The 17261-nt window shown below is 67.3% G+C and carries 21 protein-coding genes; 5 read left to right on the top strand and 16 right to left on the bottom strand.

Annotated elements, in window-relative coordinates:
- Positions 1-6: 6 nt before the first annotated feature.
- Complete coding sequence (fxlM, locus tag AC07DI_RS11070) at positions 7-1218, top strand: methyltransferase, FxLD system (protein WP_478903797.1); 1212 nt, start codon at positions 7-9, stop codon at positions 1216-1218.
- 57 nt (positions 1219-1275) lie between these two features.
- Here the strand turns inward: fxlM and AC07DI_RS11065 are convergent, their stop codons facing one another.
- The 7 genes from AC07DI_RS11065 to AC07DI_RS11035 all read right to left on the bottom strand — a co-directional run bounded on the left by AC07DI_RS11065 (position 1276) and on the right by AC07DI_RS11035 (position 6124).
- Positions 1276-2436: a hypothetical protein gene (locus AC07DI_RS11065; RefSeq protein WP_478903795.1), complete on the bottom strand. Its 1161-nt coding sequence runs from the start codon at positions 2434-2436 to the stop codon at positions 1276-1278.
- Positions 2437-3441 carry a DNA-methyltransferase gene (locus AC07DI_RS11060; RefSeq protein WP_478903793.1) on the bottom strand — a complete coding sequence of 335 codons (1005 nt, stop codon included), beginning with the start codon at positions 3439-3441 and terminating at the stop codon, positions 2437-2439.
- A gap of 758 nt (positions 3442-4199) precedes the next feature.
- Entirely contained in the window at positions 4200-4493 is a 294-nt protein-coding gene (locus AC07DI_RS11055; protein ID WP_478903791.1) for a hypothetical protein, read from the bottom strand.
- Between the two features lie 256 nt (positions 4494-4749).
- Positions 4750-5028, bottom strand: a complete 279-nt coding sequence (locus tag AC07DI_RS11050; protein ID WP_478903789.1) for a hypothetical protein — start codon at positions 5026-5028, stop codon at positions 4750-4752.
- A 201-nt stretch (positions 5029-5229) separates the two neighbouring features.
- Positions 5230-5436 carry a hypothetical protein gene (locus AC07DI_RS11045; RefSeq protein WP_478903787.1) on the bottom strand — a complete coding sequence of 69 codons (207 nt, stop codon included), beginning with the start codon at positions 5434-5436 and terminating at the stop codon, positions 5230-5232.
- Between the two features lie 108 nt (positions 5437-5544).
- A complete protein-coding gene (locus tag AC07DI_RS11040) occupies positions 5545-5862 on the bottom strand; it encodes a hypothetical protein (RefSeq protein ID WP_478903988.1) in 318 nt (105 codons plus the stop codon).
- The gene (locus AC07DI_RS11035) at positions 5765-6124 is read right to left on the bottom strand and encodes a helix-turn-helix domain-containing protein (RefSeq protein ID WP_478903785.1); all 360 of its coding nucleotides are present in this window, start codon (positions 6122-6124) and stop codon (positions 5765-5767) included. Before AC07DI_RS11035 ends, AC07DI_RS11040 begins: the two co-directional genes overlap by 98 nt.
- A gap of 300 nt (positions 6125-6424) precedes the next feature.
- On the opposite strand from AC07DI_RS11035, the gene AC07DI_RS11030 reads away from it, so the two are divergent.
- Positions 6425-7204, top strand: coding sequence for a hypothetical protein (locus tag AC07DI_RS11030; RefSeq protein ID WP_478903783.1), 780 nt, complete (start codon positions 6425-6427; stop codon positions 7202-7204).
- 37 nt (positions 7205-7241) lie between these two features.
- Here the strand turns inward: AC07DI_RS11030 and AC07DI_RS11025 are convergent, their stop codons facing one another.
- Positions 7242-7457, bottom strand: coding sequence for a helix-turn-helix transcriptional regulator (locus AC07DI_RS11025; protein ID WP_478903979.1), 216 nt, complete (start codon positions 7455-7457; stop codon positions 7242-7244).
- Between the two features lie 162 nt (positions 7458-7619).
- Here AC07DI_RS11025 and AC07DI_RS11020 point away from each other — a divergent pair, with 162 nt between their 5' ends.
- Both AC07DI_RS11020 and AC07DI_RS11015 read left to right on the top strand, forming a co-directional pair.
- Complete coding sequence (locus AC07DI_RS11020; RefSeq protein ID WP_478903781.1) at positions 7620-8465, top strand: hypothetical protein; 846 nt, start codon at positions 7620-7622, stop codon at positions 8463-8465.
- 20 nt (positions 8466-8485) lie between these two features.
- Positions 8486-8893, top strand: a complete 408-nt coding sequence (locus tag AC07DI_RS11015) for a hypothetical protein (protein ID WP_478903779.1) — start codon at positions 8486-8488, stop codon at positions 8891-8893.
- A gap of 132 nt (positions 8894-9025) precedes the next feature.
- On the opposite strand, the gene mce is transcribed toward AC07DI_RS11015, so the two are convergent.
- Positions 9026-9466, bottom strand: a complete 441-nt coding sequence (gene mce / locus AC07DI_RS11010; protein ID WP_478903777.1) for a methylmalonyl-CoA epimerase — start codon at positions 9464-9466, stop codon at positions 9026-9028.
- Positions 9467-9560: 94 nt separating this feature from the next.
- A complete protein-coding gene (gene def, locus AC07DI_RS11005) occupies positions 9561-10220 on the bottom strand; it encodes a peptide deformylase (protein ID WP_384257844.1) in 660 nt (219 codons plus the stop codon).
- A 107-nt stretch (positions 10221-10327) separates the two neighbouring features.
- Here def and AC07DI_RS11000 point away from each other — a divergent pair, with 107 nt between their 5' ends.
- Complete coding sequence (locus AC07DI_RS11000; RefSeq protein ID WP_478903775.1) at positions 10328-10942, top strand: helix-turn-helix domain-containing protein; 615 nt, start codon at positions 10328-10330, stop codon at positions 10940-10942.
- 81 nt (positions 10943-11023) lie between these two features.
- Here AC07DI_RS11000 and meaB read toward each other — a convergent pair whose 3' ends face one another.
- The 6 genes from meaB to AC07DI_RS10970 are packed head-to-tail and all read right to left on the bottom strand — an operon-like array spanning position 11024 to position 17261.
- Positions 11024-11788: a methylmalonyl Co-A mutase-associated GTPase MeaB gene (gene meaB, locus AC07DI_RS10995; RefSeq protein ID WP_478903773.1), complete on the bottom strand. Its 765-nt coding sequence runs from the start codon at positions 11786-11788 to the stop codon at positions 11024-11026.
- A gap of 2 nt (positions 11789-11790) precedes the next feature.
- Positions 11791-12198: a cobalamin B12-binding domain-containing protein gene (locus tag AC07DI_RS10990; protein WP_478903771.1), complete on the bottom strand. Its 408-nt coding sequence runs from the start codon at positions 12196-12198 to the stop codon at positions 11791-11793.
- A gap of 44 nt (positions 12199-12242) precedes the next feature.
- Positions 12243-13565, bottom strand: coding sequence for a crotonyl-CoA carboxylase/reductase (gene ccrA, locus AC07DI_RS10985; RefSeq protein WP_478903769.1), 1323 nt, complete (start codon positions 13563-13565; stop codon positions 12243-12245).
- 2 nt (positions 13566-13567) lie between these two features.
- Complete coding sequence (locus AC07DI_RS10980; protein WP_478903767.1) at positions 13568-15427, bottom strand: condensation domain-containing protein; 1860 nt, start codon at positions 15425-15427, stop codon at positions 13568-13570.
- Entirely contained in the window at positions 15424-17004 is a 1581-nt protein-coding gene (locus AC07DI_RS10975; RefSeq protein WP_384257859.1) for an amino acid adenylation domain-containing protein, read from the bottom strand. Before AC07DI_RS10975 ends, AC07DI_RS10980 begins: the two co-directional genes overlap by 4 nt.
- The gene (locus tag AC07DI_RS10970; RefSeq protein WP_384257861.1) at positions 17001-17261 is read right to left on the bottom strand and encodes an acyl carrier protein; all 261 of its coding nucleotides are present in this window, start codon (positions 17259-17261) and stop codon (positions 17001-17003) included. Before AC07DI_RS10970 ends, AC07DI_RS10975 begins: the two co-directional genes overlap by 4 nt.

The raw sequence follows: 17261 nt of genomic DNA, 5'->3' as shown, positions 1-17261 counted from the left end.
ATTTCTGTGAACAACACCCCCGCCGTCGACGACCTACGCAACCAGCTCGTCGACCAGATCGTTGCTGAGAGGCCGCTGCCGGCTGCGGTCGAGCGGGCCTTGCGCACCGTCCGCCGTGAACTCCACCTACCGGGGCTCGACCCAGCTGACGCGTACGCGGACAGGGCTGTCTCGATCAAGGAGAACCCCAACGGACCCCTCCCCCTCTCCTGCGCGTCCGTGCCGACCACCGTCGCGATGATGCTCGCCCAGCTCGACGTGCAGCCCGGTAACCACGTCCTGGAGATCGGCGCTGGCACCGGCTACAACGCCGCGCTCCTCTCCGAACTCGTCGGACCAGACGGGCAGGTCACCACGATCGACATTGACTCCGATGTCGCCCTGCACGCCCGCGATGCGCTGAACCGAGCGGGCTACGAGCACGTCAGGGTGATGGAACGCGACGGCCTGAAGGGAGCACCCGAGCACGCTCCTTACGACCGGATCGTTGCGACGGTGGGCGTCTGGGACGTACCTGCCACCTGGTGGCAGCAGCTCGACGACGGTGGCCGACTCGTGCTCCCGCTGCGCTGGCGCGGGCAGACCCGCTCCGTCGCGCTGACCCGCCACGGCAACACGCTCGTCTCCGACGACATGGAGCTGTGCGGATTCGTTCCCATCATCGGCCAGGGAGGAGAGCGGACCATCGAGCTGGCCGACGGCACCGTCCGCCTCCACCATGACCGGGACCAGCCCGTTGACCCCGATCTCCTCGGTGACGTGTTCTCCACGCCGCTCACCGAACTGTGGTCGGACGCCCGCGTTGGCAGCCAGGAGACGTTCGACGGGATCTGGCTACGCGCCACCGCCTCCGATGACACTGTCTGCCGCATCGAAGTCACCGGGCAGGCCCTGGAGGACGGCGTACGGCGCCCCGCGATTCCCGGGCGCAGCCCCGCCGTCGTCTCCGGCAACTCCCTCGCCTACCTGATCGCCGAACGCGACAACGCCGACCCCGTGCAGCCCGCACGGCTCGGGGCAGCCAGCTACGGCCCCGACGGGCCCGAGCTGGCCCGCAGCCTGGTCGCCCACATCTCCGCCTGGAGCACCGACCGCACCGCCGTACCGCACATGACCATCCACCCGGCAGACACGCTCCTCGACGACCTGCCCACAGGGCACGACATCCTCAAGGAAGACAGTCGCATCGTCCTCGTCTTCGAGCAGAAATCTGAATGACCTCGGGACCGCCATAGGCGGAAGACCCCGGATCAACTTCGGGGCCTTCCGCTTTGGTCAGAGCATCGTCTGGCCCGGCGAGACGATCTTTGCGCCTGTACGAGCTGGCCGAAGTTCAGGGAGATACTTAGCAAGCCGCAACGTTATTGAGTCGCGCAGACGGTCCACAGACCCGCCTGCCTCAAGAGCGGCCTCTGGGGCAACGTCTAACGTGTAGTGGCTGAGCGCTGCCGCATCGGTCCCGATCACACGCCAAAGGTTCAGCGGATTTGGCGTATTTGTTTCAGACAGCTCCGTGTCGAACACGTAGATCCAGGCTGGCGGATTTTCAACCGGCTCATTGCCTGCTTGAACAAGCCGCCAAGTGCCATCTGAGTACTCGACGAGATCGGGGCGCCCAAGATGGCGTTGCCAACTGTCCCAAACGGCCCTCGGGATGGCAAGAATACATCCCGCCGATGCATCGTGTGCACCAATCTGGAACTTGAACATCATTTGATAGAAGGTGCGCTTGAAGGCGTTGGCGATGTTTGGGCCCTCTACGCCTTCAGAGAGCCACTGTGGGTGCGACTCTACACTCTTACCAAACTCGCCTTTGTGCATATGGCGGGCGTTATTTAGGTTCTTGACCGCCTTGGCATATGTGCCGTGGAAATCCATGGTCTGGATTTCAAAGATCCCGTATCGCCCAACGGTGATGGCGCCAGTCGAGTCCGGCAGGAGTTCAATCATGGTGGCGTCGAACGAAAACTCAGGAGAACGCGCCGTAGCGCTGATCGAGATTTCGCCGCCGAGTTTGTTCTGAAAATAGACGATCGTGGGCTTACCTGCGGCGACACGCTCCCGCAAGCCGTCGGCAGTCTTTTGCACCCCAAGCACGGGAACAGCAACGATGCTCACGTCATCGTCAGGGGCGTGCCCGAAAAGTCTGTGGGCAGCATCATCCAGCATGGAGACGTCGAGCGCGCGAAACGGGCAAGCAAGCCAGTCTTGGCGCGCCCCGTTGCTCGTGCTGCTAATCGTGCAGACACCCTTTGAATTCTCCCGCTTGACGCAGCCGGTTTTCTTTCCGGTTACTTCCGTGAGAAACGGGCATCGCTCGGCTTCTTGATCCCTGAGGCTCGCGGCAGTTTCCGCAACGACAGGATAAACTCGGTGCCCGAACCACTCTGCAATGAAGTTGTTCGCCGGCTTCTTCGCCGCGTTCCCCCCGGACACTTAGGCTCCCATCTCCTCAATCTCTTCTTCGATCTTTTCCTCGGGCAGCTCGAAGGTGAGTTGCTCCAGCACTGCGGCAGTGTTCTTCGTGGCGGCCTCGTGGAAAGGTTCGTGCAGTTCAAAACCGATTGCTTTGCGTCCGGACGCAGCAGCTACCGAGAGAGAGCGCCCAGTACCACAGAAGGGATCAAGGACAGTCCCTCCAGGAGGGCAGGAACTCAGGATTCGCGGCTTGATCAAGTCCACTGGGAAAGTTGCCGAGTGCCCGTCGGAGCCGGAACGGGCCATGGTCTTGACGACGTCAAGCGCACCCGGCTCCACTTCCTCAATGTTGTAGTAGTACTTCGGGCGGCCTTCCTTCGGGCGCTTCACGAAGTGGAAGAAGTGTTCATGGCCAAGTCGCAGCCTGTCCTTCTCCGGCCGGGGGGGCACGTTGGGCTTGTGCCAAATCATGTCGTTGCGAACGATCCAACGAAGGTCCTGCATGGCGATAGCGAACCGGGCCGGAATGAGAAGAAGTTGCTTCTCCTGCCGAAAGCCGCCCATCGGAGTTCGCCTGCGAGAGCGCGGATTGTCGCCGAGGCCCTGTCGGCCGTCATGGCGGATGCTCGACCAACGCGCAAAGTAGGTGTCACCGATGTTGATCCACATGCTGCCCCCGGCCTTGAGGGCCCCTGCACCGCGCTGGAGGATCTCCACGAGATGACCGATGTACCACTCAGGCAATGGCTCCAGGCCTAGCACGCCACCATGCTTGCGGTACCACTCGTACGGCGGCACGTCAGTCTGGATTCTACTTTCGTCCTCGGAGAGCCACTCCTTGAGGATGTCCTCGTTGTGCTCCTGGCCGTAGCTACGGAGCCCCCAGTAAGGCGGGGAGGTGATCAACAAGTCGATCGACTCATCCGGAAGTTCCGCCATGAGGTCATAGGCGTCCCCGCAAAGCACCTTGATCTGATCATCGTCGACCGGGGGCCCATCGGGCTCGGAAACTTCCTGGGTCATCTCTGCTACCTGTGTAACCACGGGGAGCAGCCTAGAGGGTTGCTCGGACAGTCACGTAAGGCGCGGCACTTCCTCACGAGTTGACCACCCCCACACGTCACGCCAAGTGTCCGCCTGGTCACAGAATGCAACACCACTGCTCCCCTGCCACCCCTACCGGGACGGGCGTAGCGCAGTCGCGAGTCACCGCCTCCAGCCTGCTGGTTCCCACGTGCATTCGCCCTCGGGCAACTCGTCCTCGTGCCTCCGTTGTGGCGCTGTCCGGTTCCACGGGAGGCCCCCCCCGTCGCTCACGCTCCTGCACGCTCAGGCGGTTGGCCAGGTGACTGACGACCGCGTTGACACGTACGGTGGAGGCGCCCTCGCGGTATCCGTCCCAAGGCTCTTCGGGGTGGAGTCCTTCGCCGGCCGCCCGCAATTGATCGCGCTCGTTCTCGCGCATCAGTTCGTAGGCTGCCCGCCCGCGCCGTGACTCCCATGCCTTTCGCGGAGCGGTGTCGACCCAAGACACCGGCCTTCCTGTCCCGTCCAGTGACACGATCGGATCTACCATCCATGCGGGCGCCGTGGGGTTGTACGGCGCCGAAGGTGAAACCGGGGATGGCTCCATCAGTGCTCTTTCCGCATACTCCCGTACGGCGCTCACCGGCTCGCATACGGGCTCCCCGGGGCTCTCTTCTAGGCTGGGTCTCTGCCACACCGGTCCGGGGGGGGGGCAGTGGGGAGACGGCGCTTGCGCCCTTGGTGCAGTCCCATGCTCAGTCCACCACGTCCGGGATGACCTGCGAGGGCTTTGGCGCGGTCGCCGACGACTTGCGTACGACCTGGAACGTCATCATCGACGGGTCCGGGTAGGGCCGCTCCCGCCACCGAGAACGGATGGGCGGCGGCTCCGGCGGACGGGAGAAGTCCATGACAGGGCGCATCGGCTGGCTACCCCGTTCCTTCGCTTCCAGGAGGTCTAGGTAAGCGCGCTGCGCCTCGGGCGTGGACACGTCGATAACCGGCTCTGCCTCGGGGCGGCGCCGGTGCAGGAAGTTCGTCAGTTTCATGGTCAGCACCTCAGTGGTGTGTGGAGTCGCCCCTCTACTGGTGCTCTCGTAAACCGGTAGCGGTGTCAGAAACACCAGCAGAGGGGACATGCGCGGAAAGGGATCGGCCGGGGATCGAGGGGGCAACTGATGTGCGCCCGAACACGGGGTACGTCCGTCTCCCGGCGACGTTCTTGCAGCCCATGGACTCCGGACGATGGAGTGGCCGTGGCCGCAGCGGGGCACCCCGGAAGACCAGCAGTGGGGGCTTCGCGTGTCATGGGCCCCTCTCATTGAGCTGCTCCGCGAGTTCGTGCCACGCCGTCCCGCCGCTGGCCGGAACCGTTACGGCACGCCAGGGTCGGCGCAGACCATCGCGGATGATGCGCAGGGGCGTCCACTCCCGTAGGGGCTCGACGTCGCGACTCAGGCTGCTGCTGGGCAGGCCGACCGCGTCCAGCTCGGTGCCGTCGGACAGGTAGAGGTCGGCGCGGACCATCCGAACCCATCGGTGCCCGTTGTGCGCCCGCTCGGTGTCGAGGGCACGAAGCAGCACTGTCCCGAGGGTGATCTGCCACCACAGCACTCCGGAAGCCCAGTAGCAGCCGCTCGGCGGCTTCGGATAGGCTGAGACGCCGGGTGGCGTGCGCGCTCCCGATAGTTCGTACGCTGACGGCGGCCCATACCTCTCACGCAGCGTGCGGTACGACGCGGCATACTCCGGCGGCGGGGGGGGGCGGGTGGCGGCGTACATGGCTCACACCACGTCGCTGTAAGCAGACTTCGGCGCGTCTGAGGAGACCGGCCGGCTGGGCATCTCGGCAGCACCCATTCCACGGTCGCGCGTCTTGTTGTTGTGATACCGCTGGATTGCCACTTCGTGTGCCTGACGCCGCAGGTCGGCGAGCGAGGGCGGGAAACAAACGTCGTTGTCGGCGGGGCCGATACGCGCCTGGTCAGTCATTGGAAGCTCCTTGATTGGAAATGGTCCCCTCTTATGGTGCACTGTGATTTTTTGCAGTCGATACTGGGGATAGCGCCTATTCAAGGAGGCCCCTTATGCGTTGGCGTTTCAGTGACACCAAGGTCGACGTTCAGAAGTCAACGACGCCCGGTTGCGCACGGACAGCGGCACCACTTCCTGAAGCGTCATCTGACCCATGGCGTATCGCTCCGAATATCCCGGCATCCAGTATTCGGAGAAATCCGGTCCGTCCGCCCAATCAACGAGATCGTAGTTACGCGTCACGTCCGCCTTGGTCACGAATTCGCGCCCGTTGATAATCGCGGTGTCATACGCGCCCCATCCGCCGAACCGAGCATCGAACGTGCCAGTAACGGCGTGTTCGTGGCAGACCCTTCCGGCTGCAAGTCGATCGGTGATCGGCATCCAACTCCGTCTCCTGGTGCGCTTCGTCGATTTGCGCAAGAGCACTGAGAACAGGGTCAGTCGGGTCCGGCTCGTAGAGGGCGGCTGCGCTGATGCCAAGCGCCCGCGCGAGGAGACCTTCGGCATAGTCGGGCGGTACAACGCGCCCGGATTCGTAGATGTTGACGGCGTTCCTTTTCCCAGTGCGAGTGGCGAGTTCACGCTGAGTCAGTCCGGCCTGGATACGTGCCGCGGTTAGGCGGGCGGGGCTGAACTTGGGCATATCTTGGCTCCCGATTCAGTCGGTGGAGTCGGACCACTTGAAGCGAATCACATTGGATTTTCTGTGCGTTAATACCTGATCTCCAGAGTCTCGATCGTGTCGCGCGACTCTCGAACCTGTCGGATTCCCTCCTCCTCGCGCGGCCAGTGCGGCATCACCGCGAGACCTACTGACTGACCTTGATCAAGCACCATCGTGTAGGGCTGGAACGACGGCAAAGCGATGTTTCTCGGCCAAAACCTCAGGTGCACATCCGTTGTCCACTGCTCGGTGTCGCATCGACGGCGTACAGTCGGCCAAGTGCGCTACAAGCAGAAGGTGTTGCCACCAGCCCCAGGAACGTTCGCCAATGAAAGCGAACTAGCCGCGTTCGTGGTCGCCAAGATGGACCAGTGGTTCCACATCGAGGAGCAGGTTCAAGGGCGTTACTGGACGGGTGAGCAAACGCGAATAGATGCTGTACTGAAGCCCCGCGATCCCGATCCGTGGTTCGACAAGGATCCAGCGTTCGGCGTCGAGTTCAAAAATTTCGCCCCCAACTCCAGCGTGAGTGACCGTTACGGATGGGTGGCGCAAGCAGTGGGATACACCCATTGCGAATGGGAGGGTTACGGAAGGCTGGGGATCTTCTTGTGCCCGTCTCCTCTATCTCCGATCCTGGCCCGTGTCGAAGACATCCCAGTCGAGCGTCAGAGACGGATCAGCCCCGACATGCTGGAAGAGGAACGGCAGCGTGTTCGCGAATACGGGCGACGGTTCGGCAAGGAATATTCTGTGGAATACGTCGAACGGGAAGCTCTGCTCGCTCACAAGCGCCGACTCGGCGAGCTGACCTATGAGGACTTCACGGCGCGGGCTGACGGATACACAGACGCCGACGCACGGCAGCGGGAACTAGACCTTCGAGTTGCGATAGAGCTGACCCATCTTCTTGGGCAGCTAAATGTCGGAGAGCTCATGCCCTATGAGGGCGATGGGTGGATGCTCACCAGGTCCGGCGACAGGTTGTGGAGCGAGCGCAGAGGCGCGTCCCGCATCCCTTACAGCCTGCGGCCCAGGATCGGATCGCAAAGGCGCTAACGCCAACGGGGGCCGCACACCCGCGTCGAGGGCAGTGTCATGGCACCTGCCGCTTCTGATCGGCCCACCACGCTTCGACGTCCTCCCAGTCGTACCGGAGGTACTTCCCCGTGCGGACGCCCTGCGGGCCCGTATTCGCGTACCGCCATTTATAGAGAGTTTCTACTTCGACTCGTAGATACGCTGCGACCTCCTCCGCCGTCGCCTTGGCGCGCGGAGGTTCGCTGCGTGCTCCTGGACGCTTCGAGGCCATGGGGCTCTCCGTCTCCTGCTGATCGTTTCCCACTCCAGCCGACGGTAGAGAGCGGCAGTTTTCCCCACAAGGGATCAATTTTTCATTCGCTCATATGGCGGCCGTATCACCTTATGTACCGCCAATACCATCAAGGCCGCCCGACGTTGAGGAGTTGCCTGCATGCCGTACGACCGTTGGCACAAGTCGCGCCCGAAGGCCGGAGATCCGGTCTGCAAGGAACACGGCAAGGCTCCGACGAGGGATCACGGGGTCGGGAAGCGGTGGCAAGCGCGGTGGCGGGACCCGGAGGGCGTCCAGCAGACGGAGCTGCTCGCGAAGGAAGTCGACGCCAAGAAGCACGAGACGAAAATGCGGGTCGGCGTCGATGACGGGACCTACATCAACCCCAACGCCGAGGAGATCCGGGTGAGCGAGCTGGTCACCCTGTGGCTCGGCGGCCAGACCTTCGACAATCCGCCTACGTACCAGCGTTACGAACAGCGGATACGGCTTCACGTCGTCCCCACACCTCTGGGGAAGATGCGGGTCAAGGACGTGTCAGCCTCGGCCCTGCGGGACTGGCTCAGGGGGAGACGCGATTTGCTGGAGGACTCAACCTTGCGGTTAGTCTTCAACAACCTTCAGTCGGCCTTTGACCTGGCGGTGGACGACGAACTGATCCGGAAAAACCCGTGCCATCTGCGTGCGGTGCAGGCCGTCAAGCCGAAGCGCGGCGGATCAGGTCCCAAGGAACTGGCGCTGAAGTGGGACGACACCGACAAGATCCGTGTCGAACTCCCGAAGCGGTACAAGGCGCTCGTCGGCTGCGGGCGAGGACTCGGGATGCGCCAAGGCGAGATCTTCGGTCTCAGCCCCGATGACATCGACTGGGAGCACCCCGACGGGCCGATGGTCCACATCCAACGGCAGGTGGCGCACGACGGGCCTGTACTGGTATTCGACAGGCCTAAGGGTGGGATGACGACGACCCCAAGGACCGCTGGGTTGAGCTGGACGACGCGGTAGCTCAGGCCCTCAAGGAGCACATGGAGAAGTTCCCGCCGGTCGAAGTGACACGGCCTCACCGCACCAGGGACAGCGAGCCGGTAACGGTGCGGTTGATCTTCTACACCCGGGAGAAGACCGCCATCCAATCGAACTGGTTCAACAGCTACGTATGGAAGCCCGCACTCGCCGCGGTCGGACTCATCGCCCCACTGGACCCCACGGCGAAGGGGCGCCGGTGGGAGAAGTCGCACGACAAAATGATGCATGCTCTCCGGCACCTGTACACGTCCATGATGATCAACGGCGGAGTGGACGTGTACACGCCCGCGGACAGGCTCGGACACTCCGATCCGGCGTTCACTCTCCGTAAGTATGTCCACCGCATCGCGGGCGCCGGGTCGAAGGTCCGTCAGGCGGTCAAGGGCATGTATGCGAAGGCCGCTTGACCTTGATCAACCCGCCTTGTGCAACATTTGTGCAAGATGATCTTCATGTAGCGCCGTCCATGCAGGTCAAGACCATAGTGGTGGAGTTCCGGGACATCTGACGGCGACGCCGCGCCGCCGGAGTCGGGCGGTTCAGTGCTCGGACGGGGCCTGCGGCGCGGCGGTGACGAGTTCGGTCAGGACGCCGTGGCAGTCCTTGGGGTGCAGGAAGGTGATCCGGGAGCCCATGGAGCCGATGCGGGGCTCGTCGTAGAGCACCCGCACGCCCTTGCCCCGGATGGCCTCGGCGTCGCCGTCCACGTCCGCCGTGCCGAAGGCGATGTGGTGCACGCCCTCGCCGTTCTTGGCCAGCCACTTGCCCACCACGGAGTCCTCCCGGGTCGACTCCAGGAGCTGGAGGTAGGAGGCGCCCCCGTCATCGGTTTTGTTGATCCGCAACATCGCCTCACGCAGGCCCTGTTCCTCGTTGGCCTCGATGTGCAGGACCTCGAAACCGTACGTCGCACGGTAGAACTCGATGGTCTCGTCGAGGTCGAAACAGGCGATCCCGATGTGATCGATTCGCGTCAGCATGGCTCAACCTCACCGTATGCGGGGGCGTTTGTGCAACGTGCGCACGGTCACACCGCTTCCGTGCGCGGCGCGGGGCGCCCGGCGCCCCGCGGCGTCACTTGCCCAGCTTCTCGGCGTTGGCGGCCCGCCGGGCGAACATCTTCTCCTTGGAGTCCTCCATCTCGCGCAGCGCGGACTTTCGTTCCCGCTTGCTGAGCCGGTCCAGGTAGAGGTGGCCGTGCAGGTGGTCCGTCTCGTGCTGGAGGCACCGGGCGAAGTAGCCCCTGCCCTCGATCACCAGGGGCTTGCCGTCCTTGTCCTGGCCGCGTACGACGGCACGGTCGAGGCGGGGCACCATGCGGTAGGGGCCCGGGACGGACAGGCACCCCTCCGTCTCCTCCACCAGGACGCGCTCGTCGGTCTCGATCTCGTCGAGGACCGGATTGGCGATGTGCCCGACATGGCGCACCCCCCAGTCGTCCACGATGTCCCACATGAACAGCTGCAGGTCCACGCCGATCTGGTTGGCCGCGAGGCCCGCGCCGTCCGCGACCTGGTTGGTGGCGAACATGTCGTCGATCAGCTGCGAGAGCTCGGGCGTACCGAACTCGGTGACCTCCCGGCACCGCCGGCTCAGGATCTCCTCCCCCACGACGGTGATGCGGCGCACCGAACCCCGCTCGACCTCCGGGGCCAACCGCGGGTAGGAATCGACCGGTTCCCCCTGCACCCGCACCCGGCGGTCCTGTGAGATGTCACCGTTCCGAACAGCCATGGAGTTTCAACGCCTTCCGCACATGCGCGCGCCGACCGGGGAGTCGATCCCCGGTCGGCGGTTGCCCAGCTTGACCGAATGCTTTCCAAAGTAGCAGCCTTTGCAAAGTGAGCGACAAAGACCGTCAAGCAGCCTCCAGGGAGCGTCCGTTGAGTCGTGCCCGACAGTCACTCCCGGACCATCCCCTGCGCGTGGCCCTGCTTGACCTGCTGGCCGAGGTCGGCACCGTCACGTCCACCCAGGCCGCCGCCCGCCTCGGCCACAGCTCCGGTCTCTGCTCCTTCCACCTGCGCCAACTCGCCCGGCACGGCCTCATCGAGGAGGTGCCGCACCAGGGCGGGCGGGCGCGGCCGTGGCGGCTGCGGTGGGAGTCCTCGGACCGGCCGGAGCAGGAGGCGCCGGAGCGGTTCGACGACCTCGCACGCGGGTTGGAGGACGAGAGCTACCAGCACTGGCTGAGCCACCGGGACCGGGCACCGGCCGAGTGGCGCCATGACGAATCCTTCAGCGCCGTCGTCCACCTCACCCCGGCGGAGATGACCGAACTCGCCGCCTCCGTACGCCTCCTGCTTGCCGGATACCGCGAGCGGGATCACGGGTCCGTGACGGGAACCATGCCCGTGGCCGCGGTGACCAGGCTGTTCCCGCTCCTGAACGAGGTCGCCGCGCAGTCACCGCCCGCGGACGTCCCCCCGGAGGCCGGGCGCCCCGAAGATCGGTGACCGGCCGTCCGGGAGTCGCGCGGTCCTCGGGGGGAAGTACGCGGTGCGCGGGAGCGGGTTGAGGGCGGGACGCGGGTGGTGTCAGGCGTGGTGCCCGCCGTCCGGGGCGGCCGGTCCTTCGGCGCCGAGGGCCGCGACGACCTCGGCGGCGCCCTCCCCGCGGCTCGCCGTGGTGGTCACGACCGGGATGTCGCGCGTGCCGAGCGCGACCATGGCCCGCAGTTCGCGGACCATCGCGTGGACTCCGTCCTGGTCCGCCTTGTTCACGACGTACAGGTCGGCGATCTCCAGCACACCGGCCTTGGCCAGCTGGATGCCGTCACCCGCTCCGGGCGCGAGGACGACGACGGTCCGGTCCGCGACCGACGCGATCTCGACCTCCGACTGCCCGGCCCCGACCGTCTCGATCAGGACGACGTCGAACCCGGCCCGGGCCAGGACCGAGATCATGGGCCGGGCGGTGGCCGAGAGCCCGCCGAGATGGCCGCGGCTGGACACCGACCGAATGTACACCCCGGCGTCGTCCGCGTGCTCCTGCATGCGGATGCGGTCCCCGAGCAGCGCGCCACCGGTCAACGGCGACGACGGATCGAAGCAGAGCACCGCCACCCGCTTCCCGCGCCGCCGGTACTCCGCGACGAGGCAGGAGGTGAACGTCGACTTGCCGACTCCCGGCGGACCGGTCAGGCCGATCACCGCGCAGGCCCCGGGGGCCGGTTCCGGAATCTCCGGAGCACTGAGGTCGGCCTCCGTGAGGGCGTGGTTCTCCGCGCGCCCCATGAGCCGGGCCAGCGACCGGACGTCACCCCGCCGTGCGGATTCCAGCCTCGCTCGAAGCGGCCGCACGCTCACTCGGCCACCTCCAGCGGACGCAGGTTGGCGCGCGCCCAGTCGACGATCTCGGGGAGGGAGTCGCGGGAGGTGAAGATCCGGCGTACGCCCATGTCGGTGAGCAGCCGCGCGTCCTCCGGCGGGATGATGCCGCCGCAGAAGACCGGCAGGTCCGCCGCGTCGCTCTCGGCGAGCAACTTCAGTACGCGCGGCACCAGTTCCATATGGGCGCCCGACAGCAGGGACAGGCCGACGGCGTCGGCGCCCTCCTCCAGCGCGGTGCGGACGACGTGCTCGGGGCTCTGGCGCAACCCGGTGTAGATGACCTCCATGCCGGCGTCGCGCAGCGCCCGCGCCACCACCTTGGCACCTCGGTCGTGGCCGTCGAGGCCCGGCTTGGCGACCACCACTCGGACACGTTGCATCTGTTCCTGCGCCTTTCCTGTGTCTGCGGTCGGGGACGGCGGCGTCATGCCGTCCTCAGCGGGGCGATCCGGTCCTCGCCGATCTGCGAGCGCAGCCCGGGGTCGGTGACGCCGAGGCCGCCGGACGGCGCCAGGCAGAGGACGCCGACCTTGCCGAGGTGTTCGTTCAGCTGGATCATGCGTGCGGCCTCGCCCGTCTCCTCGAACGGGTACACCTCGGACAGCATCGGCATCACCCGGCCGCGCTGGATGAGGCGGTTCGCCTGCCACTGCTCGTACAGGTTGGCCCCGTGGCTGCCGACGATCTTCTTCAGCCGCATCCAGAGGTAGCGGTTGTCGAAGGTGTGCTGGTAGCCCGTGCTCGACCCGCAGGTGACGATGGTGCCGCCGCGCCTGGCGACGAACACCGAGAGGCCGAAGGTCTCGCGGCCGACATGCTCGAAGACGATGTTCGGGTCCTCGCCGATCTCACGCCTGATGATCTTGCCGAGCCGCTTGCCCGCCTTCACGGTGACATCCGGATCGGCGGAGATCTCACCGATCTCGCGCCGGTCGATGACCAGCTCGCAGCCGAGCTTACGGGCGAGCTCGGCCTTGTGGTCCGAACTGACGATGCCGATCGGTATGCCGCCGCCGTTGCGGACGAACTGCACCGCGTAGCCGCCGAGACCGCCCGCCGCGCCCCACACGAGCACCACATCGCCCTGGCGCATGTTGGCGCCGCGCTCGCTGACGAGCATCCGGTAGGCCGTGCCGGCGCACAGCGGGTTGCTGGCCGCCTCCTCCCAGGTGAGGTGGGCCGCCTTGGGCAGCAGCTGGCTGGCCCGGACGACCGCGTAGTCGGCGAGGCCGCCGAAGTTCGTCTCGAAACCCCAGGCGCGCTGCTCGTCACCGAGCATGCCGTCGTGCTGGGTGAGCGGTTCCTGGTCGTCGACGTGGGCCGTCGCGACCGCGACGTGGTCGCCGACCTTCCAGTTGCGCACGCCGTCACCGACCCGCACGATCACTCCGGCGGCGTCCGAGCCGAGCACGTGGTAGGGCTGGTCGTGCCGGGCGGCCCAGCCGCCCTGCTTGCCGTAGTGGCGCAGGAAGTTGAAGGTGGGCAGCGGCTCGAAGGTCGCGGACCAGATCGTGTTGTAGTTCATCGCCGCCGCCATCACGGCGACCAGCACCTCGTCGGGGGCCAGTTCCGGCATCGGGACCTTGCCGAGGTGGATCGATTTGCGGACGTCCTTGTCCGCCACACCGGAGAACATGCCGGTGTCCTCGGCGCGCAGGTAGGCCGCGTTGTACTCGCCGGGGACCGGGAGGCGTTCCAGTACGTCGGGCGAGGCGCCCGCGATCACTGCTGCCGAAAGCTCGTCCATGGTCATCCTTCTTCACTGTCAGCGGCGGTGCTGATGTCGGGGTCGGTGCTGATGTCGGGGTCGGAAACGGTGATTCTGATGCGGCCCGGCAAGTCGCTGCCGTGCAGCCAGGTGCGCAGATGGGCGCGGATGTCGCGTGCGCTCGGGGCGTCCTTCGCGGGCCCGGTCACGGTGAGCACCGCGGTCTCCGTCCGGGCCTTCTCCAGCCGCACCTGCGCCTGGCGGACCCAGGGGTGGGTGCGGGCGACGCGGGCCACGGCGGAGGCGTCGATCAGACTGCGGGTGCGGATCCACCGGCCGTCCCGCGGACCGAGGAGCCGCACCCGGCCGTCGGCGGCGACATATCCGCAGTCGTCGGTCAGGACCTCGCGGCCGTCGGGCAGCAGGGCCCGCACCGTACCCGCGATGGAGCGCGGCAGCGCCTGCCCCGACGGGCCGTGCACCGTGAACGCGGCCCCGTCCGTGGGCGCCAGGCCGGGCGGGTGGGGAGCGTCGTCGTCGCGTACGGTCCCCGCGCGGAGGTCTCCGCACAGGTACGGGGTTCCGCCGGTGGCGGGATCCGGGCGGTCCGCGCGCGCCGGACGGACCGAGGACGTCGTGCGGCCGGCGGCGAGGTCGTGTACGGCGGTGCGGAAGTCGGTCAGGAGCTGCTCGGCCTCCGCCGCCCCCATGAGGTCCCCCCGGTAGTCGAGGCGCACCCGGCACCGCGGCCAGTCCGCCCGGATCTGCAGGGTCCTCGCCAGGGCCGCGTTGGTGTTCGGCGTGAAGAAGTCCCAGGCGGAGCGCAGGCCCGGGATGTCCAGGTCCAGCCCGGCGGGCGGCCGGGGGAAGGACAGGCCGAGTTCGGTGCTGAGCCGCGCCATCGGCTTGCCGGGCACACCGGCGACCAGGTCGACGAAGGGGACGCGGCGGTAGCGCGCCAGTTGCGCCAGCGCCTGGCGCGCGGTGGCCACCGACTCCTCGGTCGACGCGCCCCGGGTGATCCGCAGGGCCACCGGGACCACGTTGATCTGGAGCCCGGCGACGTGGCCGGTGTGCTCGTCGCTCACGTCGGAGGCCAGGGCGAGCAGCGGGTCGGTGTTGTCGTAGACCGCCAGTTGCCGGGTGAGCGCCGCCAGGAGCATGGTGAAGGTGCTCACCTTCAGCGTCTGCGCCGTCGTACGAAGGGTGGCGACCGCGGCCGGGTCCAGTTCGACCGTCGGCGATGCGATGACCGTCCGCTGCCCCAGGCGTCCGCCTTCGGGCAGCGCCACCGGCGTCGCCCTGTCGACGGCCGCGCGCCAGAACTCGACGGCCTCCTCGGTCACCTCGCGGGGGGCCACGGGTGTGTCGGGCGCGGCCAGCGGCGCCGGGTTCACCGCCCCGCCCGCTCTCAGCTCCGCCAGGAAGGCGGAGAAGTCGCGGGCCACGATGAACTTGCTGCGCCCGTCGAACCCGGCGTGATGGGCCTCGAACACGACCGAGCAGCGGTCGGGCGCGTGGGTGAGGAGCCGGAAGCGGATGGGCGCCTCGGTGGCCAGGTCCCAGTGGCGGTGCTGTTCGGGCAGCTCGCGCCAGGCCCGGACGGCCGCGTGCTCGGCGCCGTCCTCGCAAGGGAGGTCGCCGCGTTCGAAGGAGCAGGCCTCCTCGGCAGGCAGCACGCACTGGCGCAACTGCCCCTCGACGAGGCGCAGTACCGACCGCAGCGGCTCGTGCCGGTGCAGCACGGCCCGTGCCGCGGCCTCCAGATGGCGTGCGTCGACCGCGCCGTGGAAGGTCGCCACGAAGTAGCCGCCGCCGCTGATCGACGGGTCGATGGTTGCCTCGGCCCACAGCGCGTACTGGCCGGCGTCCGCGGGCCTGTCGTGCAGGATCGTGGTCATGCGCGGCCGCTCCGGTTCCGCCGGCGCCTGCCGCGGTCCTCGTTGATCAGCTCGACGACGGCGTCACGGTCGATCTTCCCGCTCGGTGTCCTCGGCAGCTCGGGCAGTTCCGTCACCGAGACCGGGACCGAGGCCTCCGGCAGTACCTTGCGCAGCCGCTCAAGCGCGGTGGCCTCGACCGGCCCGGCGCACCCCTCGCGCAGGACGACCGCGGCGCGCAGGCTCGCGTGGCCGGACCCGGTCGTCACCATGGCCGTAGCGGCGGCCGCGATGTCGGGGTCGGCGAGCAGCTGTGCGTCGACCTCCATGAGGTCCACGCGGATGCCGCGGATCTTGGTCTGGCTGTCCACCCGGGAGAGGAAGCGCACGCCGTCGTCGGTGAGCTCCACCAGGTCGCCGGTGCGGAAGGCCCGGGTGTGGCCGGCCGGTGAGGGCGCGATGGTGACGTAGCGCTCGGCCGTCAGCTCCGGCCGGCCCAGGTACCCGTCCGACAACGGGTGCCCGGCCACGAGGAGTTCGCCGATGTGGGGCGTCTGCGGAGTCTCCGGGTCGATGAGCAGCTCGCACCCTGGCAGGGGGACGCCGATCGGCGGCAGGTGGGGCCACGCGTACGGGTCGGGGCCCAGGATGTGCGAGGTCACCATCGCGGACTCGCTCTGCCCGTAGTGGTTGACCAGGCGGCAGCCGGGCAGCGCGGCGAACATCGCCCGGATGTCCTCCGAGCAGACGACCTGCTCCCCGGCGGTGTTCACCTCGACCAGGGACAGCTGGGCCAGGATGTCGGCCCGCGCCGTCACAGCCAGCATCTGCAGGGCGACGAACGGCAGGAACAGCCGCTCGACCCGGTGCTCGGCCAGCCAGCGCAGCAGCCGCGCCGGTTCGCGGCGCAGCTCCTCCGGCATGACCACCAGCGTGCCGCCGCCGCACAGCGTGCCCAGGATCTCCTGGAACGAGACGTCGAAGTTGAGCGGGGCGAACTGTGCGGTGCGCAGGTCGGGGCGCGGCGAGTGGGACGCCTGCCACTCCACCATCGCGTCGATGCAGCGGTGGTTCAGGGCCACGCCCTTGGGCCAGCCGGTCGAGCCCGAGGTGTAGATGACATACGCGGCCAGCGCGGGATCGCAGTCGACCGGGCGCGGGTCCAGGGCTTCGGGCACGGCGGGCGCCCGGCCGACGTCCACCATCGGGCCGCTGTAGCGCACGCGCGTGTGCTCGGTGGTGATGACGGCGCGCGGCGCGCAGTCGTCGATCATGAACTGGAGGCGTTCGACGGGGTATTCGGGGTCCAGCGGGACGTAGGTGGCTCCGCGCAGCATCACCGCGAAGAGCGCGGCGACGGCGCCCGCGCCGCGCGGCCGGGACACCGCGACCCGGTCGCCCACGCCCACGCCGGCCGCCGCCAGATCGGCCGAGACCGCCTGCGCCCAGGCCGCCAGTTCCGCGTACGTGTAGGAGCGGCCGGCGTCGACCACCGCCTCGCGGTCCGGGTGTTCGGCGACGCGGCGGACGAACGCCGTCAGGAAGCAGTCCGGCGTCGCCGGGCCGCCCCACAGCGACTTCATCTCGCGCGTGGTCATGCGCCCGCCCCTTGCTGTGCCTTGGCGGACAGCTCCTCGTCGACGGCGTCCACGAACTCCTCGATGGTGGGGTTGTCGAATATCAGGTGCAGTTCCGCTTCGAGGCCGTACTCGCGCTCGATCAGGGCGAGGATCTTCGCGGCCACCAGGGACTCGCCGCCCAGGTCGAAGAAGTTGTCCTCGGGGGTGAGGCCCTCTTCGCCGGTGGCCCGCTCCCAGAAGGCGATGACGGTGTCGGTCAGCTGCTGCTTGTTCAT

Source organism: Streptomyces sp. NPDC044106 (assembly GCF_056433985.1).
The sequence above is the reverse complement of the archived record's forward strand: the minus strand, read 5'-3'. Positions and strand labels throughout refer to the sequence as shown.